24 protein-coding genes and 2 tRNA genes are annotated in these 24,947 nt (G+C 41.5%); 24 read left to right on the top strand and 2 right to left on the bottom strand.

What is annotated here, in order from left to right:
• Positions 1–22: 22 nt before the first annotated feature.
• The 19 genes from ispE to ACOSV2_RS22225 all read left to right on the top strand — a co-directional run bounded on the left by ispE (position 23) and on the right by ACOSV2_RS22225 (position 18,015).
• The gene (gene ispE / locus ACOSV2_RS22135; RefSeq protein ID WP_428976861.1) at positions 23–877 is read left to right on the top strand and encodes a 4-(cytidine 5'-diphospho)-2-C-methyl-D-erythritol kinase; all 855 of its coding nucleotides are present in this window, start codon (positions 23–25) and stop codon (positions 875–877) included.
• Positions 878–948: 71 nt separating this feature from the next.
• Positions 949–1,785 (top strand): pur operon repressor, encoded by an 837-nt coding sequence (purR, locus tag ACOSV2_RS22140; protein WP_397554536.1) that lies wholly within the window; start codon positions 949–951, stop codon positions 1,783–1,785.
• Positions 1,786–1,800: 15 nt separating this feature from the next.
• Positions 1,801–2,175, top strand: a complete 375-nt coding sequence (locus tag ACOSV2_RS22145) for a RidA family protein (RefSeq protein WP_044340630.1) — start codon at positions 1,801–1,803, stop codon at positions 2,173–2,175.
• 171 nt (positions 2,176–2,346) lie between these two features.
• Positions 2,347–2,640, top strand: coding sequence for a septation regulator SpoVG (gene spoVG, locus ACOSV2_RS22150; protein ID WP_032085215.1), 294 nt, complete (start codon positions 2,347–2,349; stop codon positions 2,638–2,640).
• Between the two features lie 366 nt (positions 2,641–3,006).
• On the top strand, positions 3,007–4,380 hold the full coding sequence (glmU, locus tag ACOSV2_RS22155; RefSeq protein WP_428976862.1) for a bifunctional UDP-N-acetylglucosamine diphosphorylase/glucosamine-1-phosphate N-acetyltransferase GlmU: 1,374 nt from the start codon (positions 3,007–3,009) through the stop codon (positions 4,378–4,380).
• A 13-nt stretch (positions 4,381–4,393) separates the two neighbouring features.
• A complete protein-coding gene (locus tag ACOSV2_RS22160; protein WP_113971041.1) occupies positions 4,394–5,353 on the top strand; it encodes a ribose-phosphate diphosphokinase in 960 nt (319 codons plus the stop codon).
• Positions 5,354–5,575: 222 nt separating this feature from the next.
• Entirely contained in the window at positions 5,576–6,229 is a 654-nt protein-coding gene (locus ACOSV2_RS22165; RefSeq protein ID WP_428976863.1) for a 50S ribosomal protein L25/general stress protein Ctc, read from the top strand.
• 83 nt (positions 6,230–6,312) lie between these two features.
• Positions 6,313–6,870, top strand: coding sequence for an aminoacyl-tRNA hydrolase (pth, locus tag ACOSV2_RS22170; RefSeq protein WP_148971312.1), 558 nt, complete (start codon positions 6,313–6,315; stop codon positions 6,868–6,870).
• 129 nt (positions 6,871–6,999) lie between these two features.
• Complete coding sequence (locus ACOSV2_RS22175; protein WP_428976864.1) at positions 7,000–7,230, top strand: anti-sigma-F factor Fin; 231 nt, start codon at positions 7,000–7,002, stop codon at positions 7,228–7,230.
• A gap of 81 nt (positions 7,231–7,311) precedes the next feature.
• Complete coding sequence (mfd, locus tag ACOSV2_RS22180; protein ID WP_428976865.1) at positions 7,312–10,842, top strand: transcription-repair coupling factor; 3,531 nt, start codon at positions 7,312–7,314, stop codon at positions 10,840–10,842.
• Between the two features lie 461 nt (positions 10,843–11,303).
• Positions 11,304–11,840: a stage V sporulation protein T gene (gene spoVT, locus ACOSV2_RS22185; protein WP_428976866.1), complete on the top strand. Its 537-nt coding sequence runs from the start codon at positions 11,304–11,306 to the stop codon at positions 11,838–11,840.
• A 178-nt stretch (positions 11,841–12,018) separates the two neighbouring features.
• Complete coding sequence (locus tag ACOSV2_RS22190; RefSeq protein WP_428976867.1) at positions 12,019–13,638, top strand: putative polysaccharide biosynthesis protein; 1,620 nt, start codon at positions 12,019–12,021, stop codon at positions 13,636–13,638.
• A gap of 13 nt (positions 13,639–13,651) precedes the next feature.
• Positions 13,652–15,112: a nucleoside triphosphate pyrophosphohydrolase gene (mazG, locus tag ACOSV2_RS22195; RefSeq protein ID WP_428976868.1), complete on the top strand. Its 1,461-nt coding sequence runs from the start codon at positions 13,652–13,654 to the stop codon at positions 15,110–15,112.
• Between the two features lie 22 nt (positions 15,113–15,134).
• The gene (locus tag ACOSV2_RS22200) at positions 15,135–15,404 is read left to right on the top strand and encodes an RNA-binding S4 domain-containing protein (RefSeq protein ID WP_113971068.1); all 270 of its coding nucleotides are present in this window, start codon (positions 15,135–15,137) and stop codon (positions 15,402–15,404) included.
• A gap of 97 nt (positions 15,405–15,501) precedes the next feature.
• Complete coding sequence (yabP, locus tag ACOSV2_RS22205; protein ID WP_044340620.1) at positions 15,502–15,804, top strand: sporulation protein YabP; 303 nt, start codon at positions 15,502–15,504, stop codon at positions 15,802–15,804.
• Positions 15,801–16,454 carry a spore cortex biosynthesis protein YabQ gene (gene yabQ, locus ACOSV2_RS22210; RefSeq protein ID WP_428976869.1) on the top strand — a complete coding sequence of 218 codons (654 nt, stop codon included), beginning with the start codon at positions 15,801–15,803 and terminating at the stop codon, positions 16,452–16,454. The genes yabP and yabQ overlap by 4 nt, the downstream gene beginning before the upstream one ends.
• Before the next feature lie 43 nt (positions 16,455–16,497).
• On the top strand, positions 16,498–16,887 hold the full coding sequence (locus tag ACOSV2_RS22215; protein ID WP_113971049.1) for an FtsB family cell division protein: 390 nt from the start codon (positions 16,498–16,500) through the stop codon (positions 16,885–16,887).
• A gap of 74 nt (positions 16,888–16,961) precedes the next feature.
• On the top strand, positions 16,962–17,390 hold the full coding sequence (locus tag ACOSV2_RS22220; RefSeq protein ID WP_113971050.1) for a S1 domain-containing RNA-binding protein: 429 nt from the start codon (positions 16,962–16,964) through the stop codon (positions 17,388–17,390).
• A gap of 154 nt (positions 17,391–17,544) precedes the next feature.
• Complete coding sequence (locus ACOSV2_RS22225; RefSeq protein WP_428976870.1) at positions 17,545–18,015, top strand: DinB family protein; 471 nt, start codon at positions 17,545–17,547, stop codon at positions 18,013–18,015.
• A 67-nt stretch (positions 18,016–18,082) separates the two neighbouring features.
• On the opposite strand, the gene ACOSV2_RS22230 is transcribed toward ACOSV2_RS22225, so the two are convergent.
• Both ACOSV2_RS22230 and ACOSV2_RS22235 read right to left on the bottom strand, forming a co-directional pair.
• Positions 18,083–18,154: transfer RNA gene (locus ACOSV2_RS22230), tRNA-Glu, on the bottom strand.
• Positions 18,155–18,162: 8 nt separating this feature from the next.
• Positions 18,163–18,239, bottom strand: a tRNA-Met gene (locus ACOSV2_RS22235).
• A 287-nt stretch (positions 18,240–18,526) separates the two neighbouring features.
• Between ACOSV2_RS22235 and spoIIE the strand changes: the two genes are divergently transcribed.
• The 5 genes from spoIIE to hpt all read left to right on the top strand — a co-directional run bounded on the left by spoIIE (position 18,527) and on the right by hpt (position 24,859).
• Positions 18,527–21,019 carry a stage II sporulation protein E gene (gene spoIIE / locus ACOSV2_RS22240; protein WP_428976871.1) on the top strand — a complete coding sequence of 831 codons (2,493 nt, stop codon included), beginning with the start codon at positions 18,527–18,529 and terminating at the stop codon, positions 21,017–21,019.
• Positions 21,020–21,115: 96 nt separating this feature from the next.
• Positions 21,116–21,856 (top strand): VWA domain-containing protein, encoded by a 741-nt coding sequence (locus ACOSV2_RS22245; RefSeq protein WP_044340612.1) that lies wholly within the window; start codon positions 21,116–21,118, stop codon positions 21,854–21,856.
• Positions 21,825–22,832, top strand: a complete 1,008-nt coding sequence (locus ACOSV2_RS22250) for a protein kinase domain-containing protein (protein WP_428976884.1) — start codon at positions 21,825–21,827, stop codon at positions 22,830–22,832. The genes ACOSV2_RS22245 and ACOSV2_RS22250 overlap by 32 nt, the downstream gene beginning before the upstream one ends.
• A 68-nt stretch (positions 22,833–22,900) precedes the next feature.
• Complete coding sequence (tilS, locus tag ACOSV2_RS22255; protein WP_428976872.1) at positions 22,901–24,307, top strand: tRNA lysidine(34) synthetase TilS; 1,407 nt, start codon at positions 22,901–22,903, stop codon at positions 24,305–24,307.
• A gap of 3 nt (positions 24,308–24,310) precedes the next feature.
• On the top strand, positions 24,311–24,859 hold the full coding sequence (hpt, locus tag ACOSV2_RS22260; RefSeq protein WP_113971053.1) for a hypoxanthine phosphoribosyltransferase: 549 nt from the start codon (positions 24,311–24,313) through the stop codon (positions 24,857–24,859).
• The last annotated feature ends 88 nt before the right edge of the window (positions 24,860–24,947 follow it).

Genomic DNA, 24,947 nt, shown 5'->3' on the forward strand with positions numbered 1-24,947 from the left:
GTATTGGTAAGAAGGTGATGATATGAGGTTATTAGTGAAGGCGCCGGCAAAAATTAACCTATCACTTGATGTTTTACATAAACGTTCAGATGGTTACCATGAAGTTGAGATGGTTATGACTACAATTGATTTAGCAGATAGAATTGAGCTTACGAATCTTTCTGATGATACGATTAAGATTCTTTCGCATAATCGATTTGTACCGGACGATGGAAGAAATCTTGCCTATCAGGCTGCACAGCTTTTAAAGACCAGGTTGAATATCAAAAAAGGGGTAGCCATATCCATTGATAAAGTGATACCTGTAGCAGCAGGATTAGCAGGCGGGAGCAGTGACGCAGCAGCAACCTTAAAAGGGTTAAATCGATTATGGGATTTAGGTCTCAGTATGGATGAGCTGGCAGAGCTTGGTTCCGAAATTGGTTCAGATGTATCTTTCTGTGTTTACGGGGGTACAGCTTTAGCATCAGGGAGAGGCGAGAAAATCAAACATCTTCCCGCCCCACCTAATTGTTGGGTCATATTAGCAAAACCAACAATAGGGGTTTCGACAGCTGATGTTTATAAAAATTTGGATTTGAAAAACATTACACATCCGAATACAAACGGCATGGTTTCAGCTTTAGAACATGGAAATTATCATGATATATGCTCCAATCTTGGGAACGTGCTTGAATCGGTCACATTGGATATGCACCCTGAAGTGGCTCAAATCAAGGACCAAATGGAGCGTTTTGGTGCCGATGCTGTTCTAATGAGCGGAAGTGGGCCGACGGTATATGGATTAGTGCAATATGAATCAAGACTTCATCGAATCTATAATGGTTTAAGAGGTTTTTGTGATCAAGTGTTCGCTGTGCGCATGCTGGGAGATTAAGAGCTCTTGCCGAAATCCGTATATTAGTGATATATTTACATTATAATATTCGGATTTAGGAGGTTTCTTTGGTGAAGTTTAAGCGTAGTGAACGATTAATTGATATGACGCATTATTTATTAGAACGCCCCCACCAACTTGTTCCTTTAACTTTTTTCTCTGAACGCTATGGTTCTGCAAAGTCTTCCATCAGTGAGGACTTGACGATAGTAAAGGAAACATTTGAAGGAAGGGGCGTGGGGACAGTTCAAACAGTTCCCGGCGCAGCCGGTGGAGTGAAATATGTTCCAAAGGTAAACAGTCAGGAAGCGAAAGAAATGATAGATGAGCTTTGTGTTCATCTGGAAAGCTCAGATCGTTTATTACCAGGCGGATACCTTTACATGACCGACCTGCTTGGTAACCCTCAGCTTATGAAAAGTGTCGGGAAATTACTGGCGTCTGCTTTTGCTGAAAAAGATATTGATGTCATTATGACTGTAGCGACAAAAGGGATACCGATTGCCAATGCCATTGCCTCATACTTAAATGTTCCAGTGGTCATCGTTAGACGGGATAGTCGTGTAACAGAGGGGTCGACTGTGAGCATTAATTATGTCTCCGGCTCATCGAAGAGAATCCAATCCATGGTTCTTTCCAAGAGAAGTTTGAAGGAAGGGTCTAAAGTATTGGTTGTCGATGATTTCATGAAGGCAGGGGGAACCATCAACGGTATGAAGAATTTACTGGAAGAGTTCTCGGCTACTTTATCCGGAATAGGCGTTTTGGTTGAATCCAATAGTATCGATGGTCGACTAGTGGATGATTATGTTTCATTGTTAAGATTGTCTGATGTGAATGAAAAAGATAAACAGATTTCATTGACGGAAGGAAATTATTTTCAATCAAATTTAAGATTTCTACCATAAGGGGAGGCATTTAATATGCGTGTAGTTTCTACAAAGCAAGCACCAGCAGCAATTGGTCCATACTCTCAGGGGATTGTCGTAAATAATTTATTTTACAGTTCAGGTCAAATCCCTCTGACGGCAGAAGGTACTATGGTAGAAGGTGATGTGGCGGAACAGACGCATCAGGTGTTCCGTAATCTTCAAGCTGTACTATCGGAAGCCGGAGCGTCATTGGAAACAGTCGTGAAAGCAACTGTATTCATTAAGGATATGAATGACTTTGGTACGATTAATGAAGTGTATGGGGAATATTTTAGTAACCATAAGCCGGCTCGTTCTTGTGTAGAGGTAGCCCGCTTACCTAAAGATGCCTTAGTTGAGATCGAAGTAATCGCACTCGTGAAGTAAAATTCGCGGGTGTTTTTTTGTGTCAAAAAAGAAGTGTAGTTCAAATGAAATAGATGGAAGGATATAAAAAATAAAACTTTTCAAAAAATTTTACAATTTAAGAAGGAATATGTAAATAATTCGTTGAATACATAGAGTAGATTTCATCTAGGGAAAAAGGTGGTGAACAGAATGGAAGTAACAGACGTAAGATTACGCCGAGTAAACACCGATGGTCGCATGAGAGCTATCGCATCTATTACGCTGGATAATGAATTTGTTGTTCATGACATTCGCGTTATTGATGGGAACAATGGCTTATTTGTAGCGATGCCAAGCAAGCGGACTCCAGATGGGGAATTTCGTGATATTGCTCACCCAATTAATTCAGGTACTCGCGGCAAGATCCAAGATGCCGTCTTAGCTGAGTATCACCGTCTAGGTGAGCTAGAAGAAGTTGAGTTAGAAGAAGCTGGGGCTTCCTAATTAGTTCTATAACATCAAGAGCCTACTTTTGTAAGGCTCTTTTTTTTGTCTTTAGAGCCGGACATTTAAAAGTGGCAATTCTTACGTTTTTTGTATACCCCGATTTTCAGAAAGATGAAACCTATAATTATTATTTTTTTTATTTTAAGGGGGAAGAAAATTCGACATAGAAGTTTGAATATATGAAAACACCCTGGAAAACCGGGAGGGCGCCTTTCCGGTCAATACATCTTATGCTTGTCGGGCCAGGGCAAGCCCCTTCCGCTTTTCTAATGACAAATATATGTACTTTTGTGTGAATCCTTGAAATGATAAAGTTTTTAGGATATATTCGTTATGGATAAAAAGGTTATTGGAGGACCAAAAATGACAAATCGATATGCCGTTATATTAGCTGCCGGGCAAGGTACGAGAATGAAGTCGAAGCTTTACAAAGTTCTTCATCCTGTGTGTGGCAAGCCGATGGTGGAACATGTGGTCGACCAAATTTCTACACTTCATATAGAAAAGACTGTCACAATCATCGGTCACGGTGCTGAACTTGTGAAGTCGCATTTAGAAGGCAAGAGTGATTTTGCCCTTCAGGCTGAGCAATTAGGTACCGCTCATGCTGTTATGCAGTCTGAAGATGTGTTAGGTGATTTAGAAGGTACTACTTTGGTGGTATGTGGTGATACACCGCTCATTAAAGGGGAAACGATGGAAGCGTTAGTGAAGCATCATGAAGGACAAGGTGCGAAAGCGACGATCTTGACTGGTCACACTGAATCTCCTCATGGATACGGACGCATCATCCGTAACCAAGAAGGCTTGGTGGAACGCATTGTTGAACATAAGGATGCAACTGATGAAGAGCTAAGCGTGAAAGAAATCAATACCGGAACATATTGTTTTGATAATAAAGCGTTATTCGATGCCCTGAAAAAGGTTTCGAATGATAACGTACAAGGCGAGTATTATTTACCGGATGTAATTGAGATTCTTCAGTCTGAAGGTGAAATCGTGGGTGCGTACCAAACAAGTGACTTTGATGAGACATTGGGTGTGAACGACCGTGTCGCGCTTTCTCAAGCAGAGATCACGATGAAAAAGCGCATCAATGAATACCATATGCGCAATGGTGTAACGATAAAGGATCCAAACAATACGTATATTGATGCCGATGTGACGATTGGCAGAGATACGGTTATCCTTCCGGGTACGGTTCTTACTGGTAACACTATAATCGGTGAAGATGCTATGATCGGACCAAATTCTGAGGTGAAGGATTGTCAGATCGGTGACCGAACAGTTGTGAAGCAATCAGTAACTCATGACAGCTCGATCGGTTCGGATGTTCATATTGGTCCATTTGCTCACATTCGTCCGGCTTCTACTATTGAAGATGAAGTGAAGATTGGTAACTTCGTTGAAATTAAGAAGGCTTCGTTCGGTAAAGCGAGTAAAGCATCCCACTTAAGCTACATTGGAGATGCAGAGGTTGGAAGTGACGTCAACATTGGATGTGGATCGATCACGGTGAACTATGATGGAAAGAATAAGCACCTGACAAAGATTGAAGATGGTGTATTTGTAGGCTGTAATTCAAATCTGGTCGCGCCTGTTAAAGTTGGAAAAGGTGCCTACATTGCTGCTGGTTCTACGATTACTGAGGATGTTCCAGGAGAGTCTCTTTCGATTGCAAGAGCTCGTCAGGTAAATAAAGAAAACTACGTTCAAAATCTAAATCATAAGAAATAATTGGAGGTCCACAATGCCAAACTCTTATATTAATTCCAAATTAAAAATTTTCTCCCTTAATTCAAACTACCATCTTGCAAAGGAAATCGCGGATGAAGTAGGAGTTGAATTAGGGAAATCTTCTGTTAAGCGTTTTAGTGACGGGGAAATCCAGATTAACATTGAAGAAAGTATCCGTGGTTGTGATGTATTCGTCATTCAGTCTACTTGTCAGCCTGTAAACGAAAACCTGATGGAGCTTCTTATTATGGTAGATGCGTTGAAACGTGCATCTGCAAAAACGATTAACATTGTCATGCCTTACTATGGTTATGCCCGTCAGGACCGTAAAGCGAGAGCGCGTGAGCCTATCACGGCTAAATTAGTGGCAAACCTGTTGGAAACAGCCGGTGCTACCCGCGTAATCACACTGGACCTGCATGCTCCTCAAATTCAAGGTTTCTTTGATATCCTGATCGATCACCTTATGGGTGTTCCCATCTTAGCGGATTACTTTGAAGAAAGAGGATTCAATAACGAGGACCTTGTCATCGTATCCCCGGACCACGGAGGAGTGACAAGAGCCCGTAAGCTTGCGGAACGCTTGAAAGCACCGATTGCCATCATTGATAAACGCCGTCCGAAACCGAACGTTGCAGAGGTCATGAACATCGTTGGTAATATTGATGGTAAAATCGCCATCTTAATCGATGATATCATTGACACTGCAGGTACGATCACGCTGGCTGCCAATGCGTTGGTAGAAAACGGTGCGAAAGAAGTATTCGCGTGCTGTACGCATCCTGTTCTTTCTGGTCCTGCGATTGAGCGAATCGAGAATTCGAATATTAAAGAGCTGGTTGTGACGAACTCTATTCCATTAGGTGAAGAGAAAATGATCGGTAAAGTGAAGTCGCTGTCAGTGGCTCCACTGATCAGCGAAGCCATCATCCGTGTCTATGAACAAAAATCCGTCAGCACGCTTTTTGATTAAGAATTAATATTTGTAGTTTGTGCATATGGAGTAGAGCCTGTCCCTTATATAGGACAGGCTCTTCTGTTTGTTCATCTTGGAAACGCCTATCTGACAACCTTCCATATGTACTCTTCCCGTCATAAAATGATTATTCTATGTTTATTTCAAATCACATTAGGGTAATTACTATATATAGAACTTTAACTAACATAAAAGATTAGGGAAGGTGTTGGATTAGACATGGCAACTGAATTAAAAGCAAATAAGAGAAAAGATTTTAAACGCTCTTCATTAACAAAGCTGAGACACGAGGGGAATATTCCTGGAGTCGTGTACGGCTACAAAGCAGATAATACATCGATTATGGTAGATGCTATTACATTTATCAAAACGATTCGTGAAGTAGGAAGAAACGGTATTATTTCCTTAAATGTGGATGGCAATAAACAAAATGTCATTTTAAGTGACTATCAGCAGGATCACTTGAAGGATGCCGTTACCCACGTTGATTTCCTTGCTGTGAATATGTCGGAGGAAATTGATGCGGATGTTCGTATCGACCTTGTAGGAGAAGCGGCTGGGGTGAAGGACGGTGGCGTACTACAGCAGCCGTTGCATGAGGTTTCTGTTACAGCTAAACCTAATAATATACCGGAATCAATTGAAGTCGATATTGCAGATCTTCAAGTTGGAGAAACGGTAACGATCGGTGATATCCGCGATAAATACAGTGTCACTCTTAATGAAGAGGACGACCGTACAATTGCTTCCATCCTGGCTCCTCGACAAGAAGAAGAAATTGACAGCGGTGAAGAGCAGGAAGCTGGTACTCCTGATAATGAAGAAGGAAGAGAATCAGAGGCCAGTGAAGAAAGTGAATCAAAGGAAGAATAAAAATCAATTTTTTTGGCGTAACCTTTTGCAGGTTGCGCTTTTTACGTTATTCTAGAGGTATAAGGTCAGAAGAGGTGTTAGACATGAAGTTAATCGTTGGATTAGGAAACCCGGGATCACAGTATGAAAAAACACGTCATAATATCGGGTTTGTTATTATAGATGCTTTAGCAGATCGACTGGGGGTTTCATTGAATCAGTCAAAGTTCAAAGGGGTATACGGGACCTACCATTATAAAGGGGAAAAAATCGTTTTATTAAAGCCGCTTACCTATATGAATTTGTCTGGGGAAAGCATTGTTCCACTAATGGATTATTTTAATATTGAAGATGAAGATCTGCTGGTCATTTATGATGATTTGGATTTACCTGTAGGAAAGATAAGGTTGAGGCAAAAGGGAAGTGCCGGCGGGCATAATGGCATAAAATCAACCATCGCTCATTTGGGATCTCAGAACTTCAATCGCCTTAGAATAGGAATTGATCGACCTGTAAACGGTATGAGTGTCCCGGACTATGTTCTTGGAAGGTTTAGTAAGGAAGATCAAGGAGAGTTGGATAAAGTCATCTCTGCCAGTGTGGAAGCATGTGAAACATGGTTTGATAAACCTTTCCTCGAAGTGATGAATAAATTTAACTAACGAATTCATATACTACATTTTCAGGGGCTGAAAAATCCCGGCGACCTTCCATCATTCCTGTGGAGAGTTGAATAACTCCCCTCTATCAGGTTCATACTAAATGTATAAATGTGTATGGAGGGAAATGGTATGGCGATCAATTATCAGTGTCGACATTGCGGTACAAATGTTGGAACACTTTCAAACGTATCTGTCCATTCAGAGCAGCTAGGGATTCATACGCTGTCAGATGAAGAACGGTTACACATGGTTCAGTATCAGGACAACGGAGATATTCAGGTGAAGACCATCTGTGAAGATTGTCAGGAGAGTCTGGAGAGATACCCTGACTATCATCAATTAGATCATATCATTCAGTAAGAACGCTTTGGTGGAGAACCAAAGCATTTTTCTGTTTACTGTTGAGATATATAGAAAGATCCAAAGGGGAGGAGCGTACACTTGAAAGGTATTTTAAAACAGGTTCACCAAAGTGAAGAAATTCAGTCCATCATCGCTGGAGTGGAGGAGCAATTATCAGAACAACTTGTCTCAGGATTGTCTGGCTCATCCCGAACAGCTTATATAGCAGATGTATATTTACAAACGAATAAATCCACCATAGTGGTTACGCATAATTTGTTTCAAGCCCAGAAAGTCTATGACGATCTCATTCAGTTTCTATCGGAGGATGAAGTATATTTATATTCTGCTAATGAGTTAATCGCAGCGGAATTAAGTGTGGCGAGTCCGGAACTGAGAGCTCAACGTATCGAAGTGATGAATAAGCTTTCTCACAATCACTCGGGTGTATATATTGTTCCTGTCGCAGGATTAAGAAAGATCCTTCCTCCGAAATCCATGTGGGAAATGAATCAAATCCGTTTTAAAACGGGCGAAGATATCGATTTGGATGAAGTATTAAGTCAATTGGTTCAAATGGGCTATCAGAGGACGGGAATGGTCAGCACCCCTGGTGAATTCAGCCTTCGAGGGGGAATCGTTGATGTATTCCCGTTAACGTCGCAGAATCCTGTCCGAATTGAATTATTTGATACTGAAATTGATTCGATTCGTATCTTCTCTGTTGAGGACCAGCGTTCGATTGATAAACTTGACTCTATGGAAATAGGTCCTGCCACAGAGGTCTTATTGAATTATGAGAATATCGAAAGGCTCATCCGAGAAATTAATGCTGGACTTTCCGCCAGCTTAAAGAAGGTGAAAGCGGCAGCTGTAAAGGAAAAGATGACAGAGTACATAGGGCATGAAGTGGATCAGCTTGAAAACGGACAAGTTCCTGAGCAAATTTTTAAGTACTTATCCCTGGCGTATGATCACCCTAGTAGTTTGCTAGATTATTTACCTGAAGACGGGGTCCTTTTCTTTGACGAATTCAGTCGTGTACAGGAAATGAGTGAGTCCCTTGAGAAAGAGGAAGCAGAGTGGTATACCTCGTTGTTGCAAGAAGGACAGATTATCCACGAAGTACCGGTATCCCATGCGTTTTCCGAGTTGATTAGTAACACGAAGCTGCCAAAGGTGTATTTCTCTCTTTTCCTGCGACACATTCCAAATACAAGCCCTCAGAATATCTTTAATGTTTCTACAAAGCCCATGCAGAATTTCCATGGGCAGATGAATGTATTAAAGGCTGAACTGGACCGCTGGAAAAAAGGGAAATATACAGTTGTCTTATTGGGACCGGATGAAGAACGGGTTAAGAAACTTCAAAGGGTATTGGACGATTATGAAATTGAAATTGCCTTTGTGAAAGATGGAGATAAGCTGCTGCCGGGCACGATCCAAATGATCAACGGCAGCCTGGCGAACGGATTTGAACTTCCCCTTCAGAAACTGGCCGTCATTACAGAAGAGGAACTTTTCAATAAGAAAACCCAAAAGAAGCCCAGAAGACAAAAGCTTTCAAATGCTGAGAGAATCAAAAGCTATTCTGAGCTGAAGGTAGGGGACCATGTGGTTCATGTGAATCACGGGATCGGTAAATTCCTTGGGATTGAAACATTGGAGATAAATGGGGTCCACAAAGATTATCTCCATGTGAAATACCAGGGAAATGACAAGCTCTATGTTCCGGTTGATCAAATTGAACTTGTCCAAAAATATGTCGCCTCAGAGAACAAGGATCCAAAGCTTTATAAGTTAGGCGGAAGTGAATGGAAGAAGGTCAAGTCGAAGGTTCAGTCTTCTGTTCAGGATATTGCAGATGATCTCATTAAGCTCTATGCAGAACGGGAAGCGGCAAAAGGCTATGCATTTTCTCCCGATGGTGACATGCAAAGAGAGTTTGAAATGGTGTTTCCATACGAAGAAACAGATGACCAGCTGCGTTCTGTAAGTGAAATTAAGCACGATATGGAAAGAGAACGGCCGATGGACCGTTTATTATGTGGAGACGTAGGTTATGGAAAAACAGAAGTGGCCATACGGGCAGCCTTCAAAGCCATTGCCGATGGAAAGCAGGTCGCTATTCTCGTACCCACCACGATCCTTGCTCAGCAGCATTATGAAACGATCAAGGAACGTTTTCAAGACTTCCCGGTTGAAATCGGATTATTAAGTCGTTTCAGAACACGAAAGCAGCAGCAGGAAACGATGAAGGGTCTTAAGAGCGGAACCGTTGATATCGTAGTGGGGACTCATCGCCTACTATCTAAAGACATTCAATACAGGGACATAGGATTATTGATCATAGATGAAGAACAGCGATTTGGAGTCACTCACAAAGAAAAAATCAAACAATTAAAAACCAATATTGATGTGTTGACCCTAACGGCTACTCCGATTCCACGAACTCTTCATATGTCGATGCTTGGTGTTCGGGATCTATCTGTCATTGAAACACCGCCGGAGAATCGATTCCCGGTTCAGACATATGTAATGGAATACAACGGTGCTCTGATCAAAGAGGCCATTGAAAGAGAAATGGCCAGGAACGGCCAGGTGTATTTCCTTTATAACCGAGTGGAGGATATTGAAAGAAAAGCGGATGAAATTTCCATGCTTGTGCCAGATGCGAGAATAGCCTACGCCCACGGCCAAATGAGTGAAAACGAGCTGGAAGCTGTAATCTTAAGCTTCCTTGCTGGTGAGTATGATGTACTGGTCACTACCACGATCATTGAAACAGGTGTGGATATCCCGAATGTGAACACATTGATTGTCTTTGATGCCGATCGGATGGGCTTATCTCAGCTCTATCAATTAAGAGGAAGGGTAGGACGTTCTAACAGGGTGGCCTATGCCTATTTCACCTACCGTAAAGATAAGGTGCTGACGGAAGTCGCAGAAAAACGATTGCAAGCGATAAAAGAATTTACCGAGCTCGGTTCAGGATTCAAGATTGCCATGCGTGACCTGACGATCCGTGGAGCAGGGAATCTCCTAGGAGCACAGCAGCACGGCTTTATTGATTCTGTCGGATTTGACTTGTACTCTCAAATGCTGAAAGAGGCCATCGAAGAGCGGAAAGGAGATCTGCCTAAGCAGCCGGAGTCGAGCTTTGAAGTGGATATCCAAATCGATGCCTATATTCCTGATGAGTATATTAAAGATGGACATCAAAAGATCGAAATGTATAAACGATTCCGCTCCCTCTCATCGCTTCCTGAAACCGAAGAGCTGGAAGAAGAGATCCTTGACCGTTTTGGAGAGTATCCAGAGGAAGTCGGCTATCTATTCTTAATCTCTGAAATGAAAATATACGCCAAAAATACAAAGCTTGAGTCCATAAAGCAGGATAAGAAATCAGTGAACATATTCATGTCGCCGGAAGGAACGGCACAGATCGATGGATCCAAGGTCTTTAACTTATGCAACAAACACGGCCGGGCTGTGGGCCTTGGAATGGAAGGCTCTAAGCTTAAAATATCCATCAATACCTCACGCTTGGAAGCATCCAAGTGGTTTAATATGGCTTATGACATCATCAAGCACTTAGATGAAGCGTTAAAAGTAGAAGAAAACGCGTAAACAATCTTTAGGTTCTTTTGGAAACATTGTTATTTTTATCATTGCTTTCTGTCTCGATAATCTTGTGTGTGAGGAGGCTCAACTCACGCCCTGCAAAAAGCGAGCACCTGGAGTGGAAATCAACCAGCACTCGCTTTTTCAAAAATGAAAAAGACTGTGAATACTGCCGATCATTCCGGCATGAAATACGGAAATTCTTACCTTCGTTATAATAATGTAACCAAAATGTAAACGCGCTGATTGTTTTACTTTACTATGATAAGGGTATTAGTATTTATGCAGCTGCCAACAATGGAAAAAGATACCTGCATTAGAATTTTAGTGAAATTACAGAAAAAATAACTGAATGTGTATAGAACTTCTAAGTTGTAAGATACTAAACTCAACAATGGTAAAGTATTCAATAACAAGTTGGTACATTGCCAAATAAAAATCATCTGATGAAAGTGAGGCAACTATAGATGAAAGCAACTGGTATTGTTCGTCGTATTGATGATTTAGGGCGTGTCGTCATTCCGAAGGAAATTCGTAGAACATTGAGGATTCGCGAGGGAGATCCCCTGGAAATCTTCGTCGATCGTGACGGGGAAGTCATCTTAAAGAAATACTCCCCAATAAGTGAACTTGGTGACTTTGCTAAGGAATACGGCGAAGCATTATACGACAGCCTGGGAAGCGCTGTGTTAATTTGTGATCGAGATGCTGTAATCGCCATCTCCGGCGCTTCAAAGAAAGAATATTTAAATAAGAACATCAGTGAACTGCTTGAGAAAGTAATGGATGACCGTACGTCTCTATTACACACTCAACAAGGACAAGCTGAGCTTGTCGATGGACACGGTGAAGATCTGGCTTCCTATACGGTAGCCCCGATAGTCGCAAATGGTGACCCGATTGGTGCCGTTGCGATCTTCTCGAAGGAACGTACAGTAGGCGAAGTGGAACAAAAGGCAGTAGAAACGGCAGCTGGTTTTTTAGCAAGACAAATGGAGTCATAACCTAAAGGAGCGGCACTTAGCCGCTCTTCTTTTTTGTTTTTGGTCTGATAAACGAAGCTGTTCAACGAAAACAGGCAGCTATTTATGGTAAAATGACCATACATAAACGAATTTTTTCTCTGCCTGATCAGACTCAAAAAGCATTGAAAAAAGTGGTACAGAAAGGCAGGAAAACTGGTTGAGTAAGAAGTACTCTTCCAACCAATTTTTGAAAGGGGCAATGGTATTAACGGTTGCCGCACTAGTGACGAAGATATTAAGTGCAGTATATCGGGTGCCGTTTCAAAATATTGTTGGGGATATTGGTTTTTATATCTATCAGCAGGTATATCCTTTTTACGGAATTGCCATTGCATTATCCACCTATGGATTCCCTGTGATCATCTCGAAGTTAGTAGCCGAGAAATTAGAAAATGATGATGAAGAAGGAGCGAAGAAAGTAGCCGTTACCTCCTTCATGTTTCTATGTATAGTTGGATTAAGCTGGTTTCTAATCGTGTACTTTGGAGCAGAGGTGATTGCCCGCTGGATGGGGGATCCACTCCTGAAACCGTTGATTCAAGTCATTTCTTTATCCTTCCTGTTGTTAGCTCCCCTTTCTGTTCTGAGAGGTTACTATCAAGGAAAGGAAGATATGGTGCCCACCGCTGTTTCACAGGTGACAGAGCAAACGATAAGAGTGGCGACGATTCTTGTATTTTCAACCATTTTGGTTTCTCAAGGATATTCCCTGTATATGGCGGGGAACGGAGCGCTATTCGGTTCTATAACCGGTGGACTGGGAGGCTTGTTAGTTTTACTTTTCATAGTGACTGCACGAAGGGAAAGACTGTTTTCACGCAAGTCCCTGAGATTGTCCCCTGAGTATCTACACATTTGGTCAAGGTTATTAATGAACGGAACAGCCATTTGTGTAAGTGCCATGCTGCTGGTCCTTCTTCAGTTTGTGGATTCCTTGAATGTATATTCTCTCCTGACCTCTTCAGGTATGGATACGGAGTCAGGGAAAACGTGGAAAGGAATATATGACCGGGGTCAGCCCTTTGTCCAGCTCGGGACAGTAGTGGCCACCTCCATTTCCCTCACCATCGTACCATTGGTGACAAGTGCCTACTTGAAAAAGAAAGAAAATTTGATAAGGGAGTACAGTCAGTTATCCCTTAAAATCAGTATTACCATCGGATTTGCAGCTACATTGGGAATCATCAATATTATGGTTCCTACCAATACGATGTTATTCGAAAATGCATCGGGCTCAAAGGTGATCGCCGTTTTCTGTCTTTCCATTTTCTTCAGCTGTCTGATTCTTACGTTTGCAGGCATTTTCCAAGGAATCGGTAAGATTTATTACCCGGCATTATGTATTTTGATAGGCATTCTCTTAAAATATTTCGGCAATGCCTATCTCATTCCTGTCATGGGTATTATGGGAGCGTCCGTGGCGACCGTCGTGTCTTTAACCGTTATTACCGGTATGATGATCTTGCAGCTAAGGAGATTATTCCCTATTCGGTTTTTCCCCTTTTCTTTCTATAAAACCTTATTGCTGAGCGGTGCAGCCATGACGATCGTGTTACAGGTTTTCCTGCAGATTTATGATACACTTTTAGATAAAGGAATGCCTGAACGAGAGCTTTCTGTCCTTTTTTCTTTAGGAGGGGCATGCCTCGGTGCCATCATCTTTCTGATTGTTTTTTTAAGAGGAAATGTCCTCTCGAGAGAAGAAATGGGCTTCTTGCCGTTTGGTAGTAAATGGGTAAGACTGATGAATATGATGCAACCAAAGTATAAAAAGTAGCGAGGAGATCAATATGCATACAATAACAATTGTAGGTTTAGGTGCAGGGGACATCGAACAGCTCCCATTAGGAGTGTACCGATTACTAAAGAATAGCTCACATCTATACTTACGTACGAAGGAGCATCCAGTCGTAAAGGATTTAATGTCTGAAGGAGTCGAGTTTCAATCCTTCGATGCTGTATATGAAAAGCATGATCAGTTCGACCACGTGTATGAAGAAATTGTATGTGAGCTGGTTTCGAAATCTGAAAAACATTCAATCGTCTATGCGGTTCCAGGTCATCCATTAGTGGCTGAAAAGGCTGTTCAAATGCTTCTGGACCTTCAGAAGGAAGGAAAGATTCAAGTGTCCATCGGCGGGGGGCAAAGCTTCATTGATGCTCTTTTCGCTTCTGTCGGAGCGGATCCGATCGATGGCTTTCAGCTATTGGATGGTACGAATTTAAAGCTTCACGATATTCATATGAATCAACAGCTCATCATCGGACAGGTGTATGATGCCTTTATCGCTTCTGAGGTGAAGATTACTCTGATGGAGCTCTATCCATATGATTATGAAGTCATGCTTGTCACAGCGGCTGGCAGCAAGGAAGAGAAGGTGGATAGAATCCCGCTGGTTGAACTTGATCGTGTGGCCCACCTCAGTAATTTAACAAGCCTGTACGTTCCGGCTGTGAAAGAAAGGGCATCCACGTATAAACAATATGCAACATTAAGAGAGATCATCTCGACACTAAGGGGTCCGAATGGGTGTCCTTGGGATAAAGAGCAAACGCATCATTCCCTCAAGAAATACTTACTCGAGGAAACGTACGAGTTACTGGAAGCCATCGAGGAAGATGATATTGATCATATGATTGAAGAGCTGGGGGATGTCCTGCTCCAGGTCATGCTTCATGCCCAAATAGGTGAGGATGAAGGAATGTTCACCATGGAGGAAGTGATTGAAAGCCTTGCTTCCAAAATGGTCCGGAGACATCCTCATGTATTCGGTTCGGTTCAAGTAGAAAATACGGAACAAGTGAAAGCGAACTGGGATGAAATCAAGAAGCAGGAAAAGCAGGATGAACATGAACCGATGCTAAAGAACGTTGCCAAAGGGATGCCGGCTCTTATGAAGGCATACGAATACCAGAAGAAAGCCGCAAAAGTAGGCTTTGATTGGCCAGACCCAGTAGGTGCCTGGGAAAAAGTATGGGAAGAATTAAAGGAATTTGAAAACGAGGTCGAGAATAATAGTGAAAAAGATATCAAAAAAGAATTTGGAGATATTTTATTCGCACTTATCAATGTGGCCAGATTCTATAAGATCTTTCCAGAGGAAGCCCTGTCTATGACCAATACAAAATTTTACCGCCGCTTTTCTTATGTGGAGGAACAGGTTTTGAAAACGGGGAAGAGCTTTGAGGATTTCACTCTAGAAGAATTAGACCAATTTTGGAACGAAGCCAAAAAGATGAATATCGAATAAGGGGAAATGAATAATGGTATCCATGAGATTAGATAAATTTTTAAAGGTATCAAGGCTGATTAAAAGAAGAACGATGGCTAAAGAAATTGCCGACCAGGGCCGTATAACAGTGAATGGGCTCCAAGCAAAAGCGAGCTCTAACGTGAAGGTTGGAGACGAATTAAGCGTGAGGTTTGGTCAAAAGATTATGAGGGTAAAGATAGAAAGGCTTCTTGAAACAACCAAAAAAGAAGAAGCGAGCGGACTATATTCCGTCCTTTCAGAAGAAAGAGTTCGAGAAGAAACCGAATAAGGATTACATAGTAAGAGACTCTATTTTGGTTCTATTTTTCTCCTGAAATCATAAACATAGTTACAAAGCTTGTACTATGGGAATGTGAGGGATGGATATGAATCAATATTATGATGGAAACAAAGATAAAACGACTTTTCAAGAACATGACGTCATGATGAGGGGCCGCAAGCTTCTTGATATCACGGGTGTCAAACAGGTGGAAAGCTTCGATAATGAAGAGTTTCTCCTCGAAACCGTAATGGGATTTTTGTCTGTCAGAGGTCAAAATCTACAAATGAAAAATCTGGACGTGGACAAAGGAATCGTCTCCATCAAAGGAAAGGTGTTTGATCTCGTTTACCTGGATGAACAAAATGGGGAGAAGGCTAAAGGCTTCTTTAGCAAGCTGTTTCGATGACACTCTCAACCCAGTTCTACACCATGCTCTCCATGATCGGAATGGGAGCTTTATTTGGTGCGACATTAGACACGTACAATCGGTTCTTAAACCGGTCTGAAAGAAAACGGTGGCTTGTATTCATAAACGATATTATGTTTTGGGTATTACAAGCCCTATCGATTTTTTATATTTTATTTGTCGTCAATTTTGGTGAAATCCGTTTTTATATTTTCATTGCTTTACTGTGTGGATTCGCTGGTTATCAGGCCCTCATCAAGCAGCTTTATCTCGCCTTTTTGGAACGGGTGATCTTATTTTTTATCTCCCTTTATAATTTTGGTGTGAAAATGGTAAAAAAATTAATATATTCACCGATAAAATGGATCATTGTGCTTCTCATTACCATGGTTTTATCTATAGGAAAAGGGCTCTTATCCGTCATAATATTCGTGTTAAAGGTGATCTGGAAGGTGTTACAATGGGCGATTAAGCTCGTAACGGCTCCAATATGGTGGATATTGAAGGGTATTTGGAATTTATTGCCGAAAAATCTTACAAAAAGAGTCGAGAAGTTATATAATAAAATGGCAGGAATTTTTAAAGCATATATCAAAAAAGTATATAGAGTGGTAGAAAAGTTCAAAAAGAAACCTAAAGACAAAGAATAGGGCTTAAGGCTTTGCCACTCCATATTGTAAAGGAGGTTTGGGAATGAGAAAAAACGTGACACCAATGGAAAATGAATATGTTCGTCATCAAGAGCATATGCATCATTCGTCTTCTAAGAGAAAAAAGCGTTTGGTCCGTCGATTAGCAGTCTTTTTAATTTTAGTATTGGCAATTAGTGGATTTTTAATTTCGACTCTCATTTCCAGAGCCCAGGTTTTAGAAGATAAACGTACTGAAAAAGCACAATTAGAAAAAAAGTTAGAACATCTAAAAGATAAGCAAACCGCGTTGGAAGAAGAGATTGTGAAGCTTAACGACGATGAATATATAGCCAAACTGGCGCGCCGGGATTACTTTTTATCAGATGAAGGTGAAATTATTTTCAACATACCTGAACCAGATAAAGAGAAAGAAGAAGAGGTGTCTTATTGACACTCTTTTTTTAAATTGGCTATAATATATAGTAAGGTTTATCTTTTATCATTTTAAGGAGGAGCATTTCTTTTATGTCAATCGAAGTAGGCAGCAAGTTACAGGGTAAGGTAACAGGTATTACAAATTTCGGAGCGTTCGTGGAATTATCGGAAGGTTCAACAGGATTAGTTCACATTAGTGAGGTTGCAGACAACTATGTTAAGGATATTAACGAACACCTTAAAGTTGGCGACGAAGTAACAGTTAAGGTTATTAATGTTGAGAAAGATGGAAAGATCGGTTTGTCCATCCGAAAAGCGAAAGAGCAACCACAACGCCCGCAGCGCCCTCAGCGTCCTCAACGCCCGCGTAGTAACAATAACAAACAGAACGACACACGTACTAAAGAGAGTTTCGAACAAAAGATGGCACGTTTCTTGAAAGACAGTGAGGATCGTTTATCATCTTTAAAGAAAAATACTGAGTCTCGTCGTGGTGGAAAAGGGGCGAAAAAAGGTTAACTTGCTGTCTATTAACTCATATAGCAGGTTGTGAACGGAAAACAGGCATACTCATAAGGATGAGTGTGCCTGTTTTTTTATTATGTGTAGAAAGGAAAACGACCTGCCCTCATCGAATAAAATAGTCTTAACTAATTTTATGGAGGCAGCCATTATGAAAAAAGAACAGATAATCGATCATCATGAATCGTTTAAGCTGTGGCTTAATGAATTGAAAAGGATCAATGACAAAGAGTGGTTTCAGCCCATGGAGGAAAGCAGATGGTCGATTGCTGCAAATGTTTCTCACATGATCAAATGGGACCAATATTCATTAGAAGAGATTCTCCCAAGGGTTTCAGAAGGAGTGCAGCTGCCTCCTTTTCCGGATTTTCAACGTTTTAATGGAGAAGCTAAAAGGTATGCGCATGACGTGGTAACTAAGGAAGCTTTGATTGAAGAGGGTATCAAAACACGCGAATCGATTATAGCATATGTAAATTGCTTATCTGATGATGATCTTCAACATTCGTTCTCAGTAGGAGATCAAAGCTTTACACTTGAAGAGTTTTTTGAAGACTTTATCGGTCATGATAAACATCACCAGGAGCAAATTGAAGCAGTGGTTTCTGCAGAAAAAACCTGATGTGCCTCTTCATACGAAAAGAGCTGAACAAAAAAAGACTATCATAAATGATAGTCTTTTTTTACTATGACCCGTACGGGATTCGAACCCGTGTTACCGCCGTGAAAGGGCGGTGTCTTAACCGCTTGACCAACGGGCCATGAAATATGGTAGCGGCGGAGGGGATCGAACCCCCGACCTCACGGGTATGAACCGTACGCTCTAGCCAGCTGAGCTACACCGCCAAATTTATGCACATTTTAGGCACAAAATCTATGATACATAGAAAGAATTATCTTGTCAATATAATCTAGTAAAGAATTTGTCAAAATTCCTTCAAGCATACTCGCATAAGCGTTTAGGACGAAAAAAGTAGAAAAGAAGAATGAATGACAAGAGAATATTCTGAATATTTTACCGGAATCTATAGAAAGTCGTCGAAACTTTCTTGGTATGCATTCCCTCATTTTGACAAAGTTTTAAGCTTGTACCATTTATACTTAACAAAAAAGAAATGGGGAGTGTTTCATACATGGGGAAAGCCGATCAGTCGATCATAGAACCTGTTCAGAACGTGGACATTGAACACACTAGGGTGGAACTATCCAAAAGAATCAAGTCTATTTATTCGAAACTGGAGTGGCTGTTCGTAGAAAAGGGGATTGCCTTATTCGTTATCGGATTTTTATTGGGAAGAGCGTTGATCCTTTCACATTTAACGCCGTTTGCACTGCCGTTCTTTGCCTCTGTCTACATTATTCGAAGAGAGAAGTCTCCCATTGCCCTAATCGGATTGCTTGCAGGAGCTCTCACCTTATCTCTTCCTAGTATCAGTTATACGTTTGTCAGTGCGGTAATATTCCTATTAGCGTTTCGATTGTCTCAGAAATATCACAAGAATAATTTGAGAGTCGTCGCTTTTTATGTCTTCTTCACAGTCATGGTAGCAAAGCTTTCATTCGATTTTATCCAGCAAGGACAAGCACTGACGGTGTACAACGGAGTAATGGCGTTAATAGAAGCGAGTCTTGCCTTTCTCTTAACGTATATTTTCATTCAAAGTGTGCCCCTTGTAACCGTTCAGCGTAGAAGGAAATCGCTGAAAACAGAAGAAGTGGTCAGTCTGATCATTCTATTGGCATCTATCATGACAGGTACAATCGGATGGTCTGTATACAATCTATCTGTGGAACATGTGTTATCAAGATACTTAGTGCTGCTGTTTTCCTTTATAGCAGGGGCTACAGTGGGCTCCACAGTGGGGGTTGTCACTGGGCTTGTTTTCAGTTTAGCCAACGTATCCAGCTTTTATCAAATGAGCTTGCTTGCTTTCTCGGGGCTTCTGGGCGGACTTATGAAAGAAGGAAAGAAATTCGGAGCAGCAATCGGTTTGTTAATCGCTACTTTATTAATGGGAATGTACGGAGAGACAGATACGGTCATAACGAAAACCTTATATGAATCGGGGGTAGCGATTTTACTCTTATTTTTAACCCCTCAAAGTTTAACGTCTAAAATCGCCAAGCATATTCCGGGAACAGCAGAATATCAGCAGGAACAACAGGGATACATGCGAAGGGTGAGAGATGTTACCGCTAATAGGGTCACGCAGTTTTCCTCGGTGTTTCAAGCTTTGTCCAATAGTTTTCAACAAATAGAAGACCGATTTGAAGAGGAGGAAGATAAGGAGTTCGATTATTTCTTAAGCAATGTGACTGAGAAAACGTGTCAAACCTGTTTTAAGAAAGATCAGTGCTGGGCCCGGAATTTTGATAAAACCTATAATCTCATGAAAGATGTGATGACCGAGTATGATCAGGGCCGTGTCCCCCTGTCTTCAAAACTTGCTAGAGAAGTAGAGAAGCATTGTACGAGAGAGAAAAAACTGAAAGAAACCATATATCAGGAGCTGACCTTCTATCAAGCGAATCTGAAATTAAAGAAACAGGTCCAGGAAAGCAGGAAGCTGGTCGCCGACCAATTACTTGGGGTATCAGAGGTGATGGGGAACTTCGCGAAAGAAATTCAAAGAGAAAGGGAGAATCATCATATTCAGGAAGAACAAATCTTATCGAGTATCGGAGAGTTTGGAATCGAGATTGAAAACATTGAAATCTATAACCTGGAACAAGGAAATGTCGATATAGACATGACCATGCCTTATTGCGGGGGACATGGACAGGGTGAAAAACTGATTGCCCCGATGCTATCGGATATATTAGGTGAAAATATCATTGTTCAAAAGGAGGAGTGCGCTCAATTCCCGAACGGTCAATGTCATGTGACTTTCCAATCTGCCAAGAAATTTATAGTGGATACCGGGGCTTCTCATGCAGCGAAAGGGGGAGGACTGGTATCAGGAGACAGCTACTCGATGATTGAATTAGGAAGGGGAAAATATGCAGTTGCGATTAGTGACGGGATGGGGAACGGAGAACGGGCTCACTATGAAAGCAATGAAACGCTGAGGCTTTTGAAAAAAATACTTGAATCCGGGATTGAAGAACAGGTAGCGATCAAATCCATCAACTCGATTCTATCTCTCAGAACGAATGATGAAATTTTCTCCACATTGGATTTAGCCATGATCGACCTGCAGAATGCGTCATCGAGGTTCTTGAAAATTGGTTCAACCCCGAGCTTCATTAAGCGGGGGGATAAAATCATCAAGGTAGAGGCAAGTAATTTACCCATGGGGATGCTTCAGCAGGATTTCGATGTGGATGTCGTGTCTGAGCAGTTAAAAGCAGGAGATCTTCTCATCATGATGAGTGATGGTGCCTTTGAAGGCCCGAAACATGTGGAAAATTATGATCTCTGGATGAAGAGGAAGATAAAGGAGCTGGAAACGGAGGAACCACAAGAAGTGGCCGATATTCTAATGGAGGAAGTGATCAGGTCGAGTTCCGGCTTAATAGAAGATGATATGACGATTGTGGTTTCAAAAATCAAACATAATATACCGAAATGGTCCTCTATCCCTGTGCAAAAACCGAAACCAAAGGATAAAAAGAGAATTTCCTAGGACGTATATTTACCCTGTAAAAATAGTTAACTAGAGTATAAATCCCTCCTTATTCGGCGAAGATGGTAACAACTTTAGAATGAGGAGGGGAGTCTGATGAAGCCAGGTACACTTCGTCAAATTCTATTAATTACAGATGGTTGCTCAAATCAAGGTGAAGACCCGATTGCGATGGCGGCTCTTGCGAAGGAGCAGGGGATCTCAGTGAACGTCATTGGGGTCATGGATAATGATGTGATAGACGATAATGGAATGCAGGAAATTGAAGGAATTGCTCTATCGGGGGGTGGAGTAAGCCAGATTGTATATGCACAACAGCTTTCTCAAACCGTACAAATGGTCACGCGCAAAGCGATGACACAAACCTTGCAGGGGGTTGTAAATAAAGAGCTGAAGCAAATTCTAGGGAAATCCGCATCCATGGAGGAACTTCCTCCCGAACAACGCGGGGAGGTCATGGAGGTTGTCGATGAACTGGGAGAATCCGTTGATATGGAAGTGTTGATTCTTGTCGATACGTCTGCGAGTATGAAGCATAAGCTTCCCACGGTTAAGGAAGCCTTATTAGACCTGTCATTGAGCCTGAATGCAAGAATGGGTGATAATAAATTTTCCGTCTTTGTATTTCCCGGGAAACGACAAGATGTCGAAAAATTGCTGGATTGGACACCAAAACTCGAAACATTGACGAGTATATTCTCTAAATTGTCTCCAGGTGGAATTACTCCAACAGGTCCAGCGATCTCAGAAGCTATCACCCACTTTAAGAAAAAGCGTTCATTAAGGGGATTGCTCTCTCGTGGCGATGATGAACAATACTTCGAAGAAACCATTTAATTTCCCACCTGGAACAGTTATAAGAGGAAAATGGTATAAGCAGATCTACACCATTGTGAAAGAGTTAGGGTATGGTGCGAACGGGATCGTCTATCTGGTGCAAGGTTCGTCTGGATACCAGGCGTTAAAGATGAGTGAAAGCAATGTATCCATTACCTCGGAAGTGAATGTATTAAAATCTTTCTCCAAGGTCCAAGGTGCTCCCCTGGGGCCAAAGCTTCTTGATGTGGATGATTGGGAGTATCGGGGACAGAAAATACATTTTTATGTGATGGAATATATTCAAGGTGCTGACTTGCTGTCATTTGTTCAATCAAAAGGATTTTCGTGGACAGGTGTACTCATTGCTCAGCTCCTGACAGACCTGGAGCGAATTCATAAGGAAGGATGGGTATTTGGGGATTTAAAACCTGAAAACTTGATCGTCACCGGACCTCCTTACCGAATTCGCTGTATTGATGTTGGGGGAACGACCATCAATGGGCGGGCAATTAAAGAGTTTACGGAGTTTTTTGATAGAGGATACTGGGTGGGAGGGTCGCGAAGAGCCGAACCTTCTTATGACCTTTTCTCTGTGGGGATGATCCTCATTAATTTAGCCTATCCAGGGCGTTTCACTAAGGCAGGAAACGGGAATATGCAACAATTAAGGCAGGCCATCGGTTCCAAAGACCAATTGAAGAAGTTTGAAGGATCGATCCTTGATGCCCTGGAAGGGAATTTTCAATCTGCCAGTGATATGAGGGTCAGCCTCCTGAATGGACTTTCTCACTCTCAGCCAGTACAGCAGCAGCCCAAATTGAAGCCTAAAGTCAGTAAACCTGTTTCAACGAGCGCTCATGCAAGTTCATCCGTTACGCATAGCAGATATCAAAATCAACGAAATAAAAAATCCAGTCACTTTTTGGAGACTGTGCTCGTGGTGATGATTGTTTCGTTATTATATGTTTTGTATATCTATGGAGAATTGATGTAGCGTAAGAGTGTAAGAATTCAGCAGGTATTGATACAATGAGGGAAATGGTTTCAGGAAGAGGAAGCGTTATGTTAGAGAAAACGATTAAAAGGTTTATTCAAGACCATAGGTTGATTAATAAAGGAGATCGTATTATGGTGGCAGTGTCGGGAGGCCCTGATTCCTTAGCGCTGCTCCATTTTCTTGATTCGAACAAAGCTGAGTGGGAAGTAGAAGTCATGGCGGCTCATCTTGATCATATGTTCAGAGGAGACGAATCTTATCAGGAACTTTTGTTCGTCAAAGAATACTGCAAAAAGCGAAACATCCCTTTTTACGGTGACAGAGTGGATGTATCAATGGAGATCGAGCGGACGAATGGAAGTTTGCAAGAAACTGCCCGTCAAATTCGTTATGAATTTTTAATGGAGGCCATGGAAGAGGCATCTGCTGCGACATTAGCTCTTGGCCATCATGGGGATGATCAAGTAGAGACCATCCTGATGAAGTTGACAAGAGGGGCAGCCGGGGCTAGCAGAGCCGGGATTCCCTTCAAACGATCCATTGCTGCAGGTTTGATCATACGGCCATTTCTCCCTGTTACAAAAGAGGAAATAGAGGCGTATTGTGAAAGGCACGATCTAAACCCGAGGAGAGACCCTAGTAACACGAAGGAATATTATACCAGGAACCGGTTCAGAAAAAAGGTTCTTCCTTTTTTGAAAAATGAGAATCCTCATGTTCATCTCCAATTTCAACGATTTAGTGAAGAATTGGCAGAAGATGAGGCATATTTAGAGGAATTAACAAGGGATAAGTTGAATAAGGTATGGAATGACACTGGCGATTTCTCATCTTTACATATCGATGGTTTTCTTGCAATGCCTCAGCCTTTACAAAGAAGAGGGATTAATCTAATATTAAACTATCTTTACAAACTTAGACCATCTTCCTTATCGTCTATACATATTTACGATGTATTGGGTATATTAAAAGGAAAAACGCCTAATGCGAGCTTGGATTTACCAAAAGGGCTTAAAGTAACAAGGGCGTATCATACATGTTATTTTCATTTTGGAGAAATGGCGTTAACCGAAGCTCCTTATTGTCACGAGATACAGGTTAATGAAACGCTTGAACTTCAAGGTGGATATCAGTTCCTTCTTTATTTTTCTTCCTCGTTAGCAGAGGATCGTACCGGTGATAGGATCTACATTGATCCGGACAAGGTTACCCTGCCTTTATATGTGCGTACGAGAAAGAACGGAGATCGAATGAAAGTGAAGGGGTTGGAAGGCTCAAAGAAGCTGAAGACACTCTTTATTGACGAAAAAGTTCCTGTTCACCTCCGTGACGAGTGGCCGATTGTAGTGGACGCAAATAACCACATACTTTGGGTTCCGGGAATGAAAAAGTCTACTTACGATTTGGGAGAAGAGCAAGAAAATAGTTTGGTACTACAATTTAAGAGCAATCATCTTCTAGGAGGCAGTTGAACATTGTTAAACCAAGATATTGAAAAAGTGTTAATTTCAGAAGAAGAACTTCAAGAAAAGATTAAAGCATTAGGTGCACAATTAACAGAGGAATATCAAGATCGTTTTCCTTTGGCAATTGGAGTTTTAAAAGGTGCAATGCCATTCATGGCTGACCTTTGTAAACGTATGGATACGCATATGGAGATGGATTTCATGGATGTATCCAGCTACGGGAACTCTACTGTCTCTTCAGGAGAAGTAAAGATTGTGAAAGATTTAGATACGAAAGTGGAAGGTCGGGATATCCTGATCATTGAAGATATCATCGACAGTGGTCTAACATTAAGCTACCTGGTCGAGCTGTTCCGTTATCGTAAAGCGAAAACCATCAGCATTGTCACTTTGCTTGACAAGCCGACTGGACGTAAAGCTGATATCAAAGCGGACTACGTGGGCTTCATTGTTCCTGACGAGTTCGTGGTCGGATATGGTCTGGATTATGCTGAAAGATACCGTAATCTGCCGTATATCGGAGTTTTAAAACCAAGAGTGTATACAACAGGAGAATAAGTATAATCTAAAGAGGAATCTTGTAAGTGCAATTTGTTGTAATGCCATGATTTTCTATGATACTATTTTACTTAGTTTGTTTACCGTG

It is taken from the genome of Rossellomorea sp. DUT-2 (assembly GCF_052665285.1).